We start from the raw sequence: 13,707 nt of genomic DNA, 5'->3' as shown, positions 1-13,707 counted from the left end.
TGCGTGGTCTCCTTCAAACGTCGATGGCCGTGACCGCGCCCGCGCGCTTGCGCAGTTCGAACTTCTGGATCTTGCCGGTGGATGTCTTCGGCAACTCGCAGAACGCAATGGCGCGCGGCACCTTGAATCCCGCGAGCAGCGTCTTGCAGTGGGCGATCAACTCTTCGGCGCTCGCCTGCGCGCCCGCCTTCAGTTCGACGAATGCGCAGGGCGTCTCGCCCCAGCGCGCGTCAGGCTTGGCAACGACCGCGACGGCCAGCACGGCGGGATGCCGATACAGCGCGTCTTCCACTTCGATGCTCGATATGTTCTCGCCGCCCGAGATGATGATGTCCTTGCTGCGATCCTTGATGCGCGCGTAACCGTCCGGATAGATGACAGCCAGATCGCCGGTATGAAACCAGCCGCCGCGAAACGCTTCTTCCGTCGCGCTCGCGTTCTTCAGATAGCCCTTCATCGTGATGTTGCCGCGAAACATGATCTCGCCGATGCATTCGCCGTCAGCGGGGACCGGCTCCATCGTCAGCGGATCGCGCACGCTGACTGCATCCTGCAAGTGATAACGCACGCCTTGACGCGCATTGAGCTTCGCGCGTTCGCCGATATCGAGCGCGCTCCATTCGGCTTGCTGCGCGCAGACGGTCGCGGGTCCGTAGACTTCGGTGAGGCCATACACATGCGTCAGTTCGAAGCCGAGCCGCTCCATGCCTTCGATCATCGTGGCGGGCGGCGCGGCGCCCGCGACCATCGCGTGAACCTTCTGCGTGATGCCGGCCTTGATGTCGTCCGGGGCGTTGACGAGCAGGTTCTGCACGATCGGCGCGCCGCAATAGTGCGTGACGCCCTCGCTGCGGATCAGGTCGAAGATGGTCTTCGCGTCGATTCGGCGCAGACACACGTTGACGCCCGCGCGCGCGGCGACCGTCCACGGAAAGCACCAGCCGTTGCAATGAAACATCGGCAAGGTCCAGAGATACACCGGGTGCTTGGGCATATCCCATTCGAGGATGTTGCTCACGGCATTCGTATAAGCGCCGCGATGGTGATAGACCACGCCCTTCGGATTGCCCGTTGTCCCCGACGTGTAGTTGAGGCAGATGGCGTTCCATTCATCCGATGGCGGCAGCCATTCATACGCCGGATCGCCACTTTCGAGCAGCGACTCATAGTCGATTTCACCGATGCGTTCGCCTTCGCCCGTGTAGTGCGGATCGTCGATGTCGATGACGAGAAGCGGTTGCGGCACGTCCGCGAGCGCCTTTCTCATCGCCGCCGAGAACTCGCGATCGACCAGCACCGCCTTTGCTTCGCCATGCGTCAGCATGAAGGCGATCGTCGCGGCGTCGAGGCGCGTGTTGAGCGTGTTGAGCACGGCGCCCGTCATCGGCACGCCGAAGTGCGCTTCGACCATCTCGGGCGTATTCGGCAGCATGGCCGCGACCGTATCGCCGATGCCGATGCCGCGCGAAGCCAACGCGGATGCAAGGCGTCGCGTTCGCGCGTAGGTTTCGGCCCACGTGCGTCGCACGTCGCCATGCACGATCGCGAGGCGCTTCGGATACACCGACGCGGCGCGTTCGATGAACGTGAGCGGCGTCAGCGCCGCGAAGTTGGCGGCGGTCTTGGGAAGCCCTTCGTCGTACTTGTTCGCGGTCATGGTTGTCTTCCTCGGGCGGATCTGGCGGTTATCAGGTCAGATCGTCGAGCTTCGCATCGAAGCCGCGCTGCACGCCGTCGCGCGCGAACAGGGCTTCGTACCAACGCTTCACGTTCGGGTAATCGTCGAGCGAGACTTGATGGCGCTCATGCCGCCACGCCCAGCCGAGTATCGCGAAGTCGGCCACCGACAACGCGCCCGCGACGAACTCCACTTCGCCGAGCCGTTTGTCGAGCACGCCGTACAGCCGGCGCGTTTCATCGGAGTAGCGTTTGAGGCCGTAACGCCGGTCGCTTTCCGCTTCGACCATGCGAAAGTGGTGCACTTGTCCCGGCATCGGGCCGAAGCCGCCCATCTGCCACATGAGCCATTCGAGCACGGGCACGCGCTCACGCAAACTCGCGGGCAGGAACTTGCCGGTCTTCTCGCCGAGATACAGCAGGATCGCGCCGGATTCGAACACGCTGATCGGCTGTCCGTCGGGGCCGTCGGGATCGACGATCGCGGGAATGCGATTGTTCGGGCTGATGCGCAGAAAGTCCGGCGCATGCTGCTCGCCCTTCGTGATGTTCACGGTTCGGACCGTGTAGGGCAGTTGCATTTCCTCGAGCGCGACGCTGATCTTGCGTCCGTTCGGCGTGTTCCATGTATGCAGTTCGATAGTCATGGCGGTACGGTTCAGGTTGATGGCGGTCACGTCAGTTCTGGCGCGACATAGCGTTGAAAGCCCGCGCGCGCTGACTGCGCCGCGTACCAGCGTTCCAGTTCGGGCAGCGACGGCCGCACGAGTTCCGCGATGCCGTACCAGCGGCGCGCATATGCAGCGATGACGAGATCGGCCAGCGTGAACGTGGCGCCTTCGAGATAGTCGCGGCCCTTGAGATGCGCGTCGATCATGCGCCAGAGCTTCTCCACTTCGATGGCATCGCCTTCGAGTTGTTTGACGTGGCGCTTGCCCTCCGGCGTGCGGATATAGCCCCAGAAAACGGGACGTTCGGCGGGTTGCAGCGTGGACAGCGTCCAGTCGAGCCAGCGGTCCACGCTCGCACGAATCTTCGGATTCGCGGGATACAGTGCATCGTCGCGGCCATATTGCATGACCAGATAGCGAAGGATCGAATTCGATTCCCACAGCACGAAGTCGCCATCGACCAGCGTGGGCACGCGGCCCGTCGGGTTCATCGCCAGATAGCCGGGCTCGTGATTGCGGCCGAACTGCATGCCGGCGTCGATGCGCTCGTAGTCGAGGCTCAACTCGTCGCAACACCACAGCACCTTCTGAACGTTGACCGAGTTGGCTCGGCCCCAAATGGTCAGCATCGGACTTGGCTCCATCGAAGTAGTTCGCTTAACGACAAGGATAGCCTCTAACGATCGCGCGCTGTGCTTTGCGGCTTTGCAGCATGACGTGCCCCTTTCTTTTCTATCGTAAGTACTGATTCAGCGCGTACTGAGCGAATGCTACTGTTGTGCGCGCATCCTTAACAGCTGCAACGTATCCGGGTGGCGCCGCTCCATATCGATCAAAACGCAGTTCTGCATGGGACCGGAGGCGCGCATCGAGCGCCGCCTCTGGCCGACAAGGAGACGAGAGATGTCCAGGTGCAAGACATGGCGACTGCATGGCTTCATGGCGACGGGCGCCATGATGACGGGCCTGGGCTTTATCGCCACGGCTCATGCGGCGGGGGAGCCGCTCAAGATCGGCGTGATCAGCGAGGAATCGTCGGTGGCGGGGGCGTCGATCAGCAAGTCCGCGCAGATGGCCGCCGACGAGATCAACGCGCACGGCGGCGTGGATGGCCGCAAGATCGAGATCGTTGCCTACGACGATCACTCTTCCGCATCCGACGGCGTGCGCGCCTTTCAGCGCGCGGCGAATCAGGACAAAGTGGTCGCGATCATCGGCAGCTATATCAGCGAAGTCGCGCTTGCCATGGAGCCGTGGTCCGCGCGCCTGAAGATGCCGTTCATCACGCCGGGCGCGGCGAGCAACGACATATCGAAGCACGTCCACGACGACTACGACCACTACAAGTACACGTTCCACGGCTGGATGACTTCCGCATTCATCGCGCAATCCATCTGTGACTTCTCGCACGACATCCTCGTCGGCCAGTTCAAGATGAAGACGACTGTCGTGATGAGCGAGGACGCCGCGTGGACCAAGCCGCTCGACGAACGCTATCTGGAATGCCTGCCCAAAGCCGGGCTTCAGGTGCTGGACCACATCCGCTTCAATCCGGATACGTCGGACTTCACGCCCATCTTCAATCAGATCGAGGCGAAGCATCCCGATACGATCACGACGGGCATCAGCCACGTGGGCGTGCAGCCGACCGTGCAATGGCACGACCAGCAAGTGCCTATTCCGATGACGGGCCAAAGCTCGCAAGCCACGACGACGAGTTTCTGGAAGGACACCAACGGCGCGACCGAAGGCGTGATCACCGCATCGGCGGCGGCGCCGGGCGTCGCGGTGACGCCGAAGACGGTGCCGTTCGTCGATGCGTATCAGAAGAAGTTCGGCGTCTCGCCTGCGTATGACGGCTTCACCAGCTACGACCTCGTTTATATCCTCGCGGATGCGATCCATCGGAATCAGGGTTCCACCGATCCCGACAAGATGGTCGATGCGCTTGAAAAGACGGACTACGTGGGCACCATCGGACGCTGGCAGTTCTACGGCAAGAACGATCAGTTCACGCATGCGCTGAAGTACGGCCCGGGCTATATCACCGGCATCAATCTGCAATGGCAGGACGGCAAGCAGGTGGCGATCTGGCCGGCGTCCGTCGCGAACGGGAAGGTCAAGTTCCCGGCTTTCATCAAGGTGCAGCAGGCGGCAAAGTAGCGCGTTGCCGAATGCTTGATGGCGCGGGCGCTTCTTGAGCGAAGAGCGCCCGCATCGATACGCATGTTTACATCGAAGGCCGGATATGCTGCCACTGCAGATTCTCATCGACGGTTTCGCCATCAGCTCGCTGTATGCGCTCGGCGCAATCGGCTTCACGCTCATCTTCGGCGTGTCCGGCGTGCTGAATCTCGCGCATGGCGGCGTGATGCTCGTCGCCGCGTTGATGGGCTGGATGCTCGCGGGCGAGGCGGGCTTGGGCACGTATCTCGGCACCTTGCTCGGCGTGATATGCGGGATGATCGCCGCTTACATCACGTATCTGATGGTGGTGCGGCCCATTCAGCGTTCCGCCGCCATTCCGCGCGAAGAGAAGGAAATCTTCGTGCTCACCGGCACGCTGCTCTGGGGCATCATGATCCAGCAGGGCATGGCCTATCTCTTCACCGACAACCCCGTCACCATGCGCCCGCTCATCGGCGGCGTGCTGAGCATCGCGGGCGTGCGGGTGCCCTACAACGAGATCATGATCGCGGTGGTGTGCTGGGTCGTGATCGGCCTGTTGTGGCTCTTCGTCAATCGCACGCGCTCGGGCAAGGCGCTCCTCGCCGCGTCGATGAATCCGCGCGGGCTCACGCTGCTCGGCTTCGAACTGTCGCGCATCTATCTGCTTGCGTGGACCATTTACGGCGTGCTGGCGGGCATCGCGGGCGTGCTGCTCGCGTCGTTTCTCGGCGTGAGCACGAACAACACGGGGCAGCTCACGGCGAGCGCGTTTTCCATCGTCGTGCTGGGCGGGCTCGGCAGCGTGTCCGGCTCGCTCATGGCGGCGTATGTCGTGGGTTATCTGGAAACGGTCACCGCGTATCTGATCGCGCCGACGCTGCGGCCGTTGCCCGCGTTGCTGCTGCTGGTGCTCGTCGTCTATGTCCGGCCGCAAGGCTTCCTCGGGCGGCGTTAGCCGGAGCACGAACATGAACAACGTCAATCGCCTGTTCCGTTCGCGCGTGCTGTGGGCCGCCGTGCTGCTCGCCGTCATCGCGATGACATTGCCGTGGTGGCTGTCGGGCTACATTCTCGGCGTGCTGACGGTGGCCTATTACTTCGGCGTCTTCGCGATGTCGTGGGATCTGCTCTTCGGCTTCGCCGGCGAAGTCAATTTCGGACCGACGTTTCTGATCGGCCTCGGCGCCTATTCCGCCGCGATGCTCAACGCGCACTGGAGCGCGCCAATACCCGTGTGCGTGATCGCGGGCGGCGTCGTCGCATTGATAGGCGGGCTGCTGCTCGCGGTGCCCGCGCTGCGCCTGCGCGGTCCTTATTTCGGGCTCGTCACGCTGGTGGCCGTGTTGCTGTTGCAGAACGCCATCGTGATCTTCGCCGGTCTGACGGGCGGCGAAATCGGCATGATGGTGCCCGATGTCATGTCCGTCGATGCGAACCACAACTACTGGATCGCGCTCGCGTTCCTCATCGTCTGCGCGATTCTGCTCTTCGGTCTGTCGCGCTCGGCAATCGGCCTGATCTTGCAGGCGAGCGGACAGGACACCGTGGGCGCGCAGGCGCTCGGCTTCAACGTGACGAAGCACAAGCTCGCGGCCTTCTGCATCAGCGCGGTGTTTTCGGGCGTCGCGGGCGCGATGCTCGTGTTCTATCAAGGCACGGCTTCGGTGAGCACGGTGGTCGATCTCGGCGTGGGCGTGCAAATCATCATCGCGGCGGTGCTGGGCGGCCGGCGCACGATACTGGGCGCGGTGCTCGGCTCCGTCTTTCTGATCGTCGCGGGCGAGTTCCTGCGCCCGCTCGGGCAGATCAATACGTTCGTGGTCGCGGCCGTGGCGCTCGCGGTCATCCTGTTCTTTCCGGACGGACTGCTCGGCAACCTGCTGCGCGTGAGGGAGCGCGAATGAACGACACGCCTTTGCTTTCCGTGCGCGGGCTGACCAAACGCTTCGGCGGACTGGTCGCGGTGAAGGACATCGGCTTCGACATCCGTCCCGGCGAGATACTTGGACTCATCGGGCCGAACGGATCGGGCAAGTCGACGGTGATGAAGCTCATCATGGGCATCGAGCGTCCGAATGCGGGATCGGTGAAAGTCGGCGGCGTCGAGATGGCCGGATGGCTGCCGCATCGCATCGCGCGTGCGGGCGTCGGTATCGTGTTCCAGCATTCGCGGCCGCTGCATCGTCAGACGGTGCTGGAGCACATCAAACTGGCGCTATTGCCCGATTCGCTTCTGAAGCTCGCCGCCGATCCGCACGTGAATACCCGCGCGCGTGAAATCGCCGAGCGCGTCGGCCTTGGCGCCGTGATGCATCGTCATCCGGCGACGCTGCCGTTCGCTGATCTACGCCGCATGGAAATGGCGAAGGCGATTGCGCGCGATCCGAAAGTCGTGCTCGTCGATGAACCGTTCGCCGGTCTCACGCAAGCGGAATCGCAGGCGTTTTCCGAGCTGATTCGCGGCTTTCGCGCGGAAGGGCGCGCGGTGCTGCTCGTCGATCACAACGTGAAGAGCCTCGCGGCGCTCGCGGATCGCGTGCTCGCCATGTATCTCGGCGAGTACGTCGCCGAAGGCTCCGCCGCCGACGTCATGCGCAACGAGACGGTGCGGCGCGTGTATCTCGGCGGCAAGATCGAGGCGCGTGAGCGCACCGTCGAGGTATCGAACACGAAGGCGCCCATTCTCGAAGTCGAGGACGTCGGCGTGCTGTATGGGAAAGCGCGCGCGCTCGACGGCGTGAGTCTTCATGTGCGCGAAGGCGAGTTCGTGTCGGTGGTCGGCCTGAACGGCGCGGGCAAGACCACGCTTTTCAACGCGATCTGCGGCCTCGTGCCATCGCACGGGACCATCCGCTTCGGCGGAGAAAATCTCAAGGGCATGAGCGGCGCGGCCATCGCGCGTGCGGGCATCGTGCAATGTCCGGAAACGCGCGAGCTTTTCGGCGACATGACCGTGCGCGAAAACCTCGATCTCGGCGGCTATCATCTCTCGAACACGGCGCGCGCCGAGCAACTCGCATGGCTCTTCGAGCTCTTTCCGATTCTCGAATCGCGGCAGTCGCAAACCGCGCGCACGCTGTCAGGCGGCGAGCAGCAGATGCTCGCCATCGCGAGGGCGCTGATGATGCAGCCCCGGCTCCTGATCCTCGATGAACCGACGCTCGGCCTTGCGCCCGTGATCCTCGAGCAGCTTTCGAAGGCGCTCGACAAGCTGCAAAAGACCACGCCCATCACCGTGCTGCTCGGCGAGCAGAACGTGACGTTCGCGCTACCGCACGCGGACCGCGTGTATGTGCTGGAGCATGCGCGCATCGTGTGGGAAGGCAGTCCCGTGCGCTTCGAGCAGGAAATGGGCGAAGGCTTTCTCGATGCCGCGCCATCTGGCACGACCCATCCCGTGCGAGCCTGAGCCCGCTGCGCGTGTTGCGCAAAACACCACACGGAGCGCGCTCGCTTGCCGCAATCCGTGCACTGCGATATCTGGTGTGATAAAAGTCCGCGTGCTTTTCGGGGCGTGCTCCGACTGTGCGTCGAAGCTCGCGCGAACGGGCGCATCACATCGATAGAAATTTACGCAGAAGACACTCATGAAGACGAATCCCTCGCGTGTGGCGACCGCGTTCGCCGCATCGGCCATTGCATTGGCCTGCCAGTCCGCGTTCGCGCAAAGCTCGGTCACGCTGTACGGCGTCGCCGACGTCAGCGTGCGCTATCTCACGAACGCCAATGCCAATAACGACGGCAAGCTGTTCATGACGAACGGCGCGGTCACCAATAGCCGGTTCGGCCTGAAGGGCACCGAAGAACTCGGCGGCGGCCTGAAGGCCGTCTTCCGGCTGGAAAGCGGCGTGGAACTGCAAAACGGCCAGTACTCCGACAGCCAGCGCCAGTTCAATCGCGCGGCCTACGTGGGCCTCGCGAATCAGTACGGCGCGCTGACGCTCGGCCGTCAGAAGACGCCGCTCTTCGACATGCTCGGCGACGTCTACGACCCGCTCACCGTCGGCAATTACTTCGAGAACGCGTGGCTGCCCGTGGCGCTCGGCGCGGGTCTCTATGCGGACAACGCCGTGAAGTACACCGGCACGTTCGGGGGGCTCACGCTCGGCGCGATGTATTCGTTCGGCACGAACTACGCGTCGACCGGCGCCGGCGGCTTCTCGGGTCAGGTGCCGGGCCATATGGGCGCAGGCAATATGTACGGCTTCACGGCGTCGTACACCGTCGGGCCGTTATCCATCGACGGCGGTTATCAGCAGAACAGCGACAACGCGAGCAACAAGCAGAAGATCTGGAACGCGAACGTGGTCTATGCCATCGGGCCGGCGAAGGTGTACGTCGGCTATCTGCATTCGACGGATGACACCGGCTTCGTCGATAGCGTGCTCGCGCAGCGCAATCTCGTCGCGGGCGTCGATATTCTCAAGGGCTCGGGCCGCCGCGACGACGGCCCGTTCGGCGGCGTGACGTGGCAGGTCACGCCCGCGCTGCTGCTCACGGGCGCGTTCTACTACGACCACATGAAGAACGCGGCCATCGGCGGCGGCGCGACGGGCAGCGGCAATCGCTACACGGGCGTCGCGCTCGCGGAATACGCGCTTTCCAAGCGCACGGAAGTCTATGGCACCGTGGACTTCAACAAGGTCACGGGCGCGGGCGTGGTCGAACTGCCGGGCAGGTCGAACCAGACGGGCGTATCGGTCGGGCTGCGTAACCTGTTCTAGGCGCCGCGCGCGGGTGCGGATCTTGCGTCGTCGCAGCGTAAAAACCGGAGACGACCATGCCCGATCTGGCACATCATGACCCTTGCAGGCTCGGCGTTGCGTTCATCGACGCCCAATTGCTGACGCTTTATACACACGCCGGCCTGCTCGCCGACTGGATCGATGACGGCGAACGCGCGCCGGACTTAAGCGCGGTCGCGCGGCTGCTCGCGCATCGGCATGCTCACCCGGAAGCGCATACGCATAGCGAAGACGGCATGCCGATGAAGCACGACCCATCCGCCGACCTGCCCGCGTGGCCGTCCTTCGACGACGCGCGCGAGCGCATGGCCTTCGCGCTGCACGTGCCCTGCACGAACGCGATTCTCGCGGTGGCGGATTTCTTCGACGTGCATCGCCTGTCCAGTTCGCGCACGCCCGAAGTTCAGTTCCTCATGCGTCTGCGCGATGCGGCGGTGAACGGGAACCGCTTTCGCATCGGCGAGAACGAGTACGTGCCGCATGCGGCGTATGGCGGTCTCGTGATCGACAAGACGCTGGATGGCAAGCCCATGATGGGCGAAGGCGCGGAAGAAGGGTTGATCGCGTTCGGCGATGTGATTGGTCTTCTTCGCTATCTGCACAAGCTCTTGTCGAGCATGCAGTCGGTGATCAGTTCGGGCGATGCCGGTTGAAAAATGACAGCGGCCGCTGACGATACCCCGTCAGCGGCCGTCTCGTTCAACGCTCGACGCTTACTCCGCCGCTTTCTTATGATGTTTGTGATGCTTGTGCTTGCTGTAAGCGGGGCGCTTATGGTGGTCCGGATATTGGGCCGCCGCGAACGACAGCGTCGGCGCAGCGAACGCCGCGAGCACGAACAGAACGAGAGTTTTTTTAACGGCAGTTTTCATCGGAAGCTCGCAGATAAGAAGTCATGAACGGCGGGGCGGCGAACGATCGTTTGCCGGCGTCGCGCGTCACAGGTCACATGGAGAACTACGGAACTGCGCTGCGCAGTGTACCTGCGCAAAAAGGCAGCGTGCCAGATCGATATGACGCTGTTGCGAATTTGCCTTTATTAAGCGTTATTGCTGCTTGCCGCTTGTTCTCCGATGCCCTTCATGCGTTGGGGCCGTCCGGCAACTTGCGCTGCCACGCCACCACGATCGCGCTGCCGACGATCAACGCGATGCCGGTCAGCGAAAGCGGCGCGATGACTTCTTCCCACACGGCATAGCCGAACAACGTGGCCCACGCGATGCTCGTGTAATTGAACGGCGCAAGCGCGCCCGCGTCCGCGCGGCGATACGCGACCGTGCAGAGCAGTTGCCCGGCGGTGGCGAACACGCCGATCAGCGCCATGATGACGAGGGCTTGCAGCGTGGGCGTCTTCCAGCTGAACGCGAGCGTGCAGGCGGTCACGACCGTGCCGACCGCCGAGAAGAAAAAGACCGTGGTGCGCGAATCGTCCGTGGCGCGAATGCGCTTGATCTGAATGAGCGACAGCGCGCCGAACAGCGCGCAGCACAGCAGAAGCAGCGGCCCGAGCCAGCTCGACTCGCCGCCGCCCGGCCGGACCACGAGCAGCACGCCGACGAAGCCCGCGAACGCGGCGCATGCGTCACGCGCGGTCATCTTTTCGCGAAGCAGCACGGGCGCCAGCACGACCACGAGCAACGTCTCCGAATAGGCGATCGCGACCGCCTCGGCAAGCGGAATATACGGCAGTCCCGCGAAGAAGAACGCCGACGCGCCGAGCAGCGTCAGCGCGCGCACGGTCTGGCCTTTGAGGTCGAGCTTTCTGATGCGATCGCCGAGAGACCGCGAGCCGGTGCAGCACATCGCGAAGGCGGGCATGAGACCGAACAGCATGCGAAAGAACGTCACTTCGTTGGCGGGATACTGGAGCGCGACGACCTTCGCGAGCGCATCGACGATGGCGAAGCAGAACATCGACGCGAGAATGCAGCCGATGCTCGCAAGCGGAAGGTGGCCGCTCCGTGCGGCGATGGAAGTGGTCATGTTAGTCGGAAGGCGATGTCACGCGCGGAGCCGAGCGAGGCGCGGCTTGCGCGGCTTCGGCTCCACGCCGATGCGCGGATCGCGCGCAAGGACGAGTGCCGTTAGTTGTTCCGCGACGGCTTCGAAGTCCGGATGCGCCTGCGCCACGTAAAGCCATTTGCCGAGCACCGGATGCGGCTCGAGCGCGGGGATCGCGTCGACGAGCGCGGCGTGCCGTTCCTGGGACGTGCACACGAGCAAGCCATTCCACGGCTTCTCGCGGTCCGCCGCGACGAGACACAGCATGCCGTCGATATAGGCGGCGTCGCATCCGAACATGCGTTTGCGGATATACGTGGCGTCGCGCTCGAAGGCGTCGAAGATCCAGACGAGCGAGTTGCGAATCGAAGAGGGCATGGCAAGACCGTCCTGTAGCCGCAAGATTCTCGCACGGCTGTGGCGGGCTTCTGATGACGCGGCTGTGCTTACGGCCGCGCGGCCACTTCGTCGAGATGCGCGAGCAGATCCGCCGGGTCTTCGTAGACGCGCAACGCGCCCGCGCGTTCCAGTTCGTCGCTGCCATAGCCGCCCGAGAGCAGACCGACGCCGAGCGCGCGGCAGCGGCGCGCCGCGAGCATGTCCCAGATGCTGTCGCCGACGACCACCGTATGTTCGACCGGCACGTTCAGGCGCTTGGCCGCGGCGATGAAGAGATCGGGATCGGGCTTCGCGTATTTCACGTCGTCGCGGGTGACGACGACCTGCTTCGACGCATCGACGCCGAGCGCCTCGAGATTGACCGCAGCGGTCTCCATGCGTCCGCTCGTCGCGATTGCCCAGCGGGTGCCCGCTTCGGTCAGCGCGGCCAGCAGTTCGCGCGCGCCGGGCAGCGGGCAGACCTGCGCGCGCAGCCGCTGATACGCCTCGGCATGCAGTCGCCGCAAACGCTCGACGCGATCCGCGCTGATTTCGCCGTGCGTCTCGCGCAGCAACTGGTTCGTGAAAAGCCCGCCGCTCATGCCGATCTTGCGATGAATGCGCCACACCGACAGCTCGATGCCTTCCGCATCCAGCGCCTCTTTCCATGCCAGCACGTGCTGGTACACGCTGTCGACGAGCGTGCCGTCGAGGTCGAAGAGAAACGACGTTTCGATTCGCATGGTGTTCTCCCTTGATGAAACACCATCATACGCACCGATTCCCGCGTGCGTTCGCGTGCGTCGTCATCAATGCGATAATCGAAGTTCGCAACGGAAGACCGCATTCGCGCACGAACCGCGCATTCCACAGCCTTTTTACGCATCGATAACGCATGACGGAGCCTACATTGAGCCGCATCGACAATCCCGCCCGCGATCAGGAGGCCGGCGTGGCCGACTCCACGCAAGACACGACCCGCATCGACGACACGCGCATCGGCGCCGTCCGTCCGCTGATCTCGCCCGCGCTTCTGCTCGACGAACTGCCGGTCACGCCCGGCGTGCAGACGCTCGTCGAGGCGAGCCGCGCCGCGATTGCCAAGATTCTGCATGGCCGCGATGACCGGCTCGTGGTCGTCGTCGGCCCGTGCTCCATTCACGATCACGCTCAGGCGATGGACTACGCGCGGCGTCTCAAGACCGTGGCCGAGCGCCTCTCCGACGACCTGTTCATCGTCATGCGCGTGTACTTCGAGAAGCCGCGCACGACGGTCGGCTGGAAAGGCTATATCAACGATCCGCGTCTGGACGGCAGCTTTCGCATCAACGAGGGCCTGCGCCGGGCGCGTGAACTTCTGCTGGACGTGAGCAGCCTCGGCTTGCCGACCGCGACCGAGTTTCTCGATCTGCTGAGTCCGCAGTACATCGCGGATCTCATCGCGTGGGGCGCGATCGGCGCGCGCACGACGGAAAGCCAGAGCCATCGGCAGCTGGCTTCGGGGTTGTCGTGTCCGATCGGCTTCAAGAACGGCACCGACGGCGGCGTTCAGGTCGCGGCGGACGCCATCGTCGCGGCGCGCGCGAGCCATGCGTTCATGGGCATGACGAAGATGGGCATGGCGGCAATCTTCGAGACGCGCGGCAACGACGACTGCCATCTGATTCTGCGCGGCGGCAAGAACGGCCCGAATTACGACGCCGACAGCGTGGCCGCGAGTTGCGCCGCGCTCGCCGCGCTCGGGCAGCGCGAACAGGTGATGATCGACTGCTCGCACGCGAATTCGAACAAGTCGCATCTGCGTCAGGTGGATGTCGCCGAGGACATCGCGCGTCAACTGTCGGCGGGCGAGAAGCGCATCACGGGCGTGATGATCGAGAGTCATCTGGAAGAAGGGCGGCAGGACCTGAAGCCGGGCGTGCCGCTCAAGCACGGCGTCTCGATCACGGATGCCTGCCTCGGCTGGACGCAAACCGAGCCGGTGCTGGAGTTGCTCGCCGCGGGCGTGCGCGCCCGACGCGCGGGTTAGCAGCCGTAGCAGGGCGCACCGGCGCACCGGCGCGGCC

Annotated in this window: 14 protein-coding genes; 7 read left to right on the top strand and 7 right to left on the bottom strand. The window is 63.9% G+C overall.

Features of this window, described 5'->3' with window-relative positions; translation table 11 throughout:
* Positions 1 to 13 precede the first annotated feature (13 nt).
* From GV035_RS07040 to GV035_RS07030, 3 genes are read right to left on the bottom strand one after another with little or no spacing between them, the layout of a single operon-like run.
* Positions 14 to 1,657 carry an acyl-CoA synthetase gene (locus tag GV035_RS07040; protein WP_159834249.1) on the bottom strand — a complete coding sequence of 548 codons (1,644 nt, stop codon included), beginning with the start codon at positions 1,655 to 1,657 and terminating at the stop codon, positions 14 to 16.
* A gap of 31 nt (positions 1,658 to 1,688) precedes the next feature.
* Positions 1,689 to 2,324, bottom strand: a complete 636-nt coding sequence (locus GV035_RS07035; protein WP_159835010.1) for a glutathione S-transferase family protein — start codon at positions 2,322 to 2,324, stop codon at positions 1,689 to 1,691.
* A gap of 26 nt (positions 2,325 to 2,350) precedes the next feature.
* The gene (locus tag GV035_RS07030; RefSeq protein ID WP_159834248.1) at positions 2,351 to 2,977 is read right to left on the bottom strand and encodes a glutathione S-transferase family protein; all 627 of its coding nucleotides are present in this window, start codon (positions 2,975 to 2,977) and stop codon (positions 2,351 to 2,353) included.
* Positions 2,978 to 3,251: 274 nt separating this feature from the next.
* On the opposite strand from GV035_RS07030, the gene GV035_RS07025 reads away from it, so the two are divergent.
* The 6 genes from GV035_RS07025 to GV035_RS07000 all read left to right on the top strand — a co-directional run bounded on the left by GV035_RS07025 (position 3,252) and on the right by GV035_RS07000 (position 9,915).
* Entirely contained in the window at positions 3,252 to 4,511 is a 1,260-nt protein-coding gene (locus GV035_RS07025) for an ABC transporter substrate-binding protein (RefSeq protein ID WP_159834247.1), read from the top strand.
* A gap of 85 nt (positions 4,512 to 4,596) precedes the next feature.
* On the top strand, positions 4,597 to 5,472 hold the full coding sequence (locus GV035_RS07020; protein ID WP_159834246.1) for a branched-chain amino acid ABC transporter permease: 876 nt from the start codon (positions 4,597 to 4,599) through the stop codon (positions 5,470 to 5,472).
* A 13-nt stretch (positions 5,473 to 5,485) separates the two neighbouring features.
* Positions 5,486 to 6,421, top strand: coding sequence for a branched-chain amino acid ABC transporter permease (locus tag GV035_RS07015; RefSeq protein ID WP_201303923.1), 936 nt, complete (start codon positions 5,486 to 5,488; stop codon positions 6,419 to 6,421).
* On the top strand, positions 6,418 to 7,926 hold the full coding sequence (locus tag GV035_RS07010) for an ATP-binding cassette domain-containing protein (RefSeq protein ID WP_159834245.1): 1,509 nt from the start codon (positions 6,418 to 6,420) through the stop codon (positions 7,924 to 7,926). Before GV035_RS07015 ends, GV035_RS07010 begins: the two co-directional genes overlap by 4 nt.
* A gap of 178 nt (positions 7,927 to 8,104) precedes the next feature.
* Positions 8,105 to 9,241, top strand: a complete 1,137-nt coding sequence (locus GV035_RS07005; RefSeq protein WP_159834244.1) for a porin — start codon at positions 8,105 to 8,107, stop codon at positions 9,239 to 9,241.
* A gap of 56 nt (positions 9,242 to 9,297) precedes the next feature.
* Positions 9,298 to 9,915, top strand: coding sequence for a hypothetical protein (locus GV035_RS07000; protein ID WP_159834243.1), 618 nt, complete (start codon positions 9,298 to 9,300; stop codon positions 9,913 to 9,915).
* Positions 9,916 to 9,975: 60 nt separating this feature from the next.
* Here GV035_RS07000 and GV035_RS29365 read toward each other — a convergent pair whose 3' ends face one another.
* From GV035_RS29365 to GV035_RS06985, 4 genes are all read right to left on the bottom strand, one after another.
* On the bottom strand, positions 9,976 to 10,134 hold the full coding sequence (locus tag GV035_RS29365; RefSeq protein WP_236572469.1) for a hypothetical protein: 159 nt from the start codon (positions 10,132 to 10,134) through the stop codon (positions 9,976 to 9,978).
* A 208-nt stretch (positions 10,135 to 10,342) separates the two neighbouring features.
* The gene (locus GV035_RS06995) at positions 10,343 to 11,245 is read right to left on the bottom strand and encodes a DMT family transporter (RefSeq protein ID WP_159834242.1); all 903 of its coding nucleotides are present in this window, start codon (positions 11,243 to 11,245) and stop codon (positions 10,343 to 10,345) included.
* Between the two features lie 18 nt (positions 11,246 to 11,263).
* Positions 11,264 to 11,641, bottom strand: a complete 378-nt coding sequence (locus GV035_RS06990) for a hypothetical protein (protein WP_159834241.1) — start codon at positions 11,639 to 11,641, stop codon at positions 11,264 to 11,266.
* A 68-nt stretch (positions 11,642 to 11,709) separates the two neighbouring features.
* On the bottom strand, positions 11,710 to 12,384 hold the full coding sequence (locus tag GV035_RS06985) for an HAD family hydrolase (RefSeq protein WP_159834240.1): 675 nt from the start codon (positions 12,382 to 12,384) through the stop codon (positions 11,710 to 11,712).
* Between the two features lie 167 nt (positions 12,385 to 12,551).
* On the opposite strand from GV035_RS06985, the gene GV035_RS06980 reads away from it, so the two are divergent.
* Positions 12,552 to 13,670, top strand: a complete 1,119-nt coding sequence (locus GV035_RS06980; RefSeq protein ID WP_159835008.1) for a 3-deoxy-7-phosphoheptulonate synthase — start codon at positions 12,552 to 12,554, stop codon at positions 13,668 to 13,670.
* Positions 13,671 to 13,707 lie beyond the last annotated feature (37 nt).

Origin of the sequence: Burkholderia sp. 8Y, assembly GCF_902506145.1 — a bacterium.
GTDB lineage: Bacteria > Pseudomonadota > Gammaproteobacteria > Burkholderiales > Burkholderiaceae > Caballeronia.
The sequence above is the reverse complement of the archived record's forward strand: the minus strand, read 5'-3'. Positions and strand labels throughout refer to the sequence as shown.

What these genes read in the sequence shown, in the direction of transcription:
- GV035_RS07035 (WP_159835010.1), bottom strand. Translation starts at nt 2,324, where the DNA reads ATGACTATCGAACTGCATACATGGAACACGCCGAACGGACGCAAGATC.
- GV035_RS06985 (WP_159834240.1), bottom strand. Translation starts at nt 12,384, where the DNA reads ATGCGAATCGAAACGTCGTTTCTCTTCGACCTCGACGGCACGCTCGTC.
- GV035_RS07020 (WP_159834246.1), top strand. Translation starts at nt 4,597, where the DNA reads ATGCTGCCACTGCAGATTCTCATCGACGGTTTCGCCATCAGCTCGCTG.
- GV035_RS07005 (WP_159834244.1), top strand. Translation starts at nt 8,105, where the DNA reads ATGAAGACGAATCCCTCGCGTGTGGCGACCGCGTTCGCCGCATCGGCC.
- GV035_RS07030 (WP_159834248.1), bottom strand. Translation starts at nt 2,977, where the DNA reads ATGCTGACCATTTGGGGCCGAGCCAACTCGGTCAACGTTCAGAAGGTG.
- GV035_RS06995 (WP_159834242.1), bottom strand. Translation starts at nt 11,245, where the DNA reads ATGACCACTTCCATCGCCGCACGGAGCGGCCACCTTCCGCTTGCGAGC.
- GV035_RS06990 (WP_159834241.1), bottom strand. Translation starts at nt 11,641, where the DNA reads ATGCCCTCTTCGATTCGCAACTCGCTCGTCTGGATCTTCGACGCCTTC.
- GV035_RS07000 (WP_159834243.1), top strand. Translation starts at nt 9,298, where the DNA reads ATGCCCGATCTGGCACATCATGACCCTTGCAGGCTCGGCGTTGCGTTC.
- GV035_RS07015 (WP_201303923.1), top strand. Translation starts at nt 5,486, where the DNA reads ATGAACAACGTCAATCGCCTGTTCCGTTCGCGCGTGCTGTGGGCCGCC.
- GV035_RS29365 (WP_236572469.1), bottom strand. Translation starts at nt 10,134, where the DNA reads ATGAAAACTGCCGTTAAAAAAACTCTCGTTCTGTTCGTGCTCGCGGCG.
- GV035_RS07040 (WP_159834249.1), bottom strand. Translation starts at nt 1,657, where the DNA reads ATGACCGCGAACAAGTACGACGAAGGGCTTCCCAAGACCGCCGCCAAC.
- GV035_RS07010 (WP_159834245.1), top strand. Translation starts at nt 6,418, where the DNA reads ATGAACGACACGCCTTTGCTTTCCGTGCGCGGGCTGACCAAACGCTTC.
- GV035_RS07025 (WP_159834247.1), top strand. Translation starts at nt 3,252, where the DNA reads ATGTCCAGGTGCAAGACATGGCGACTGCATGGCTTCATGGCGACGGGC.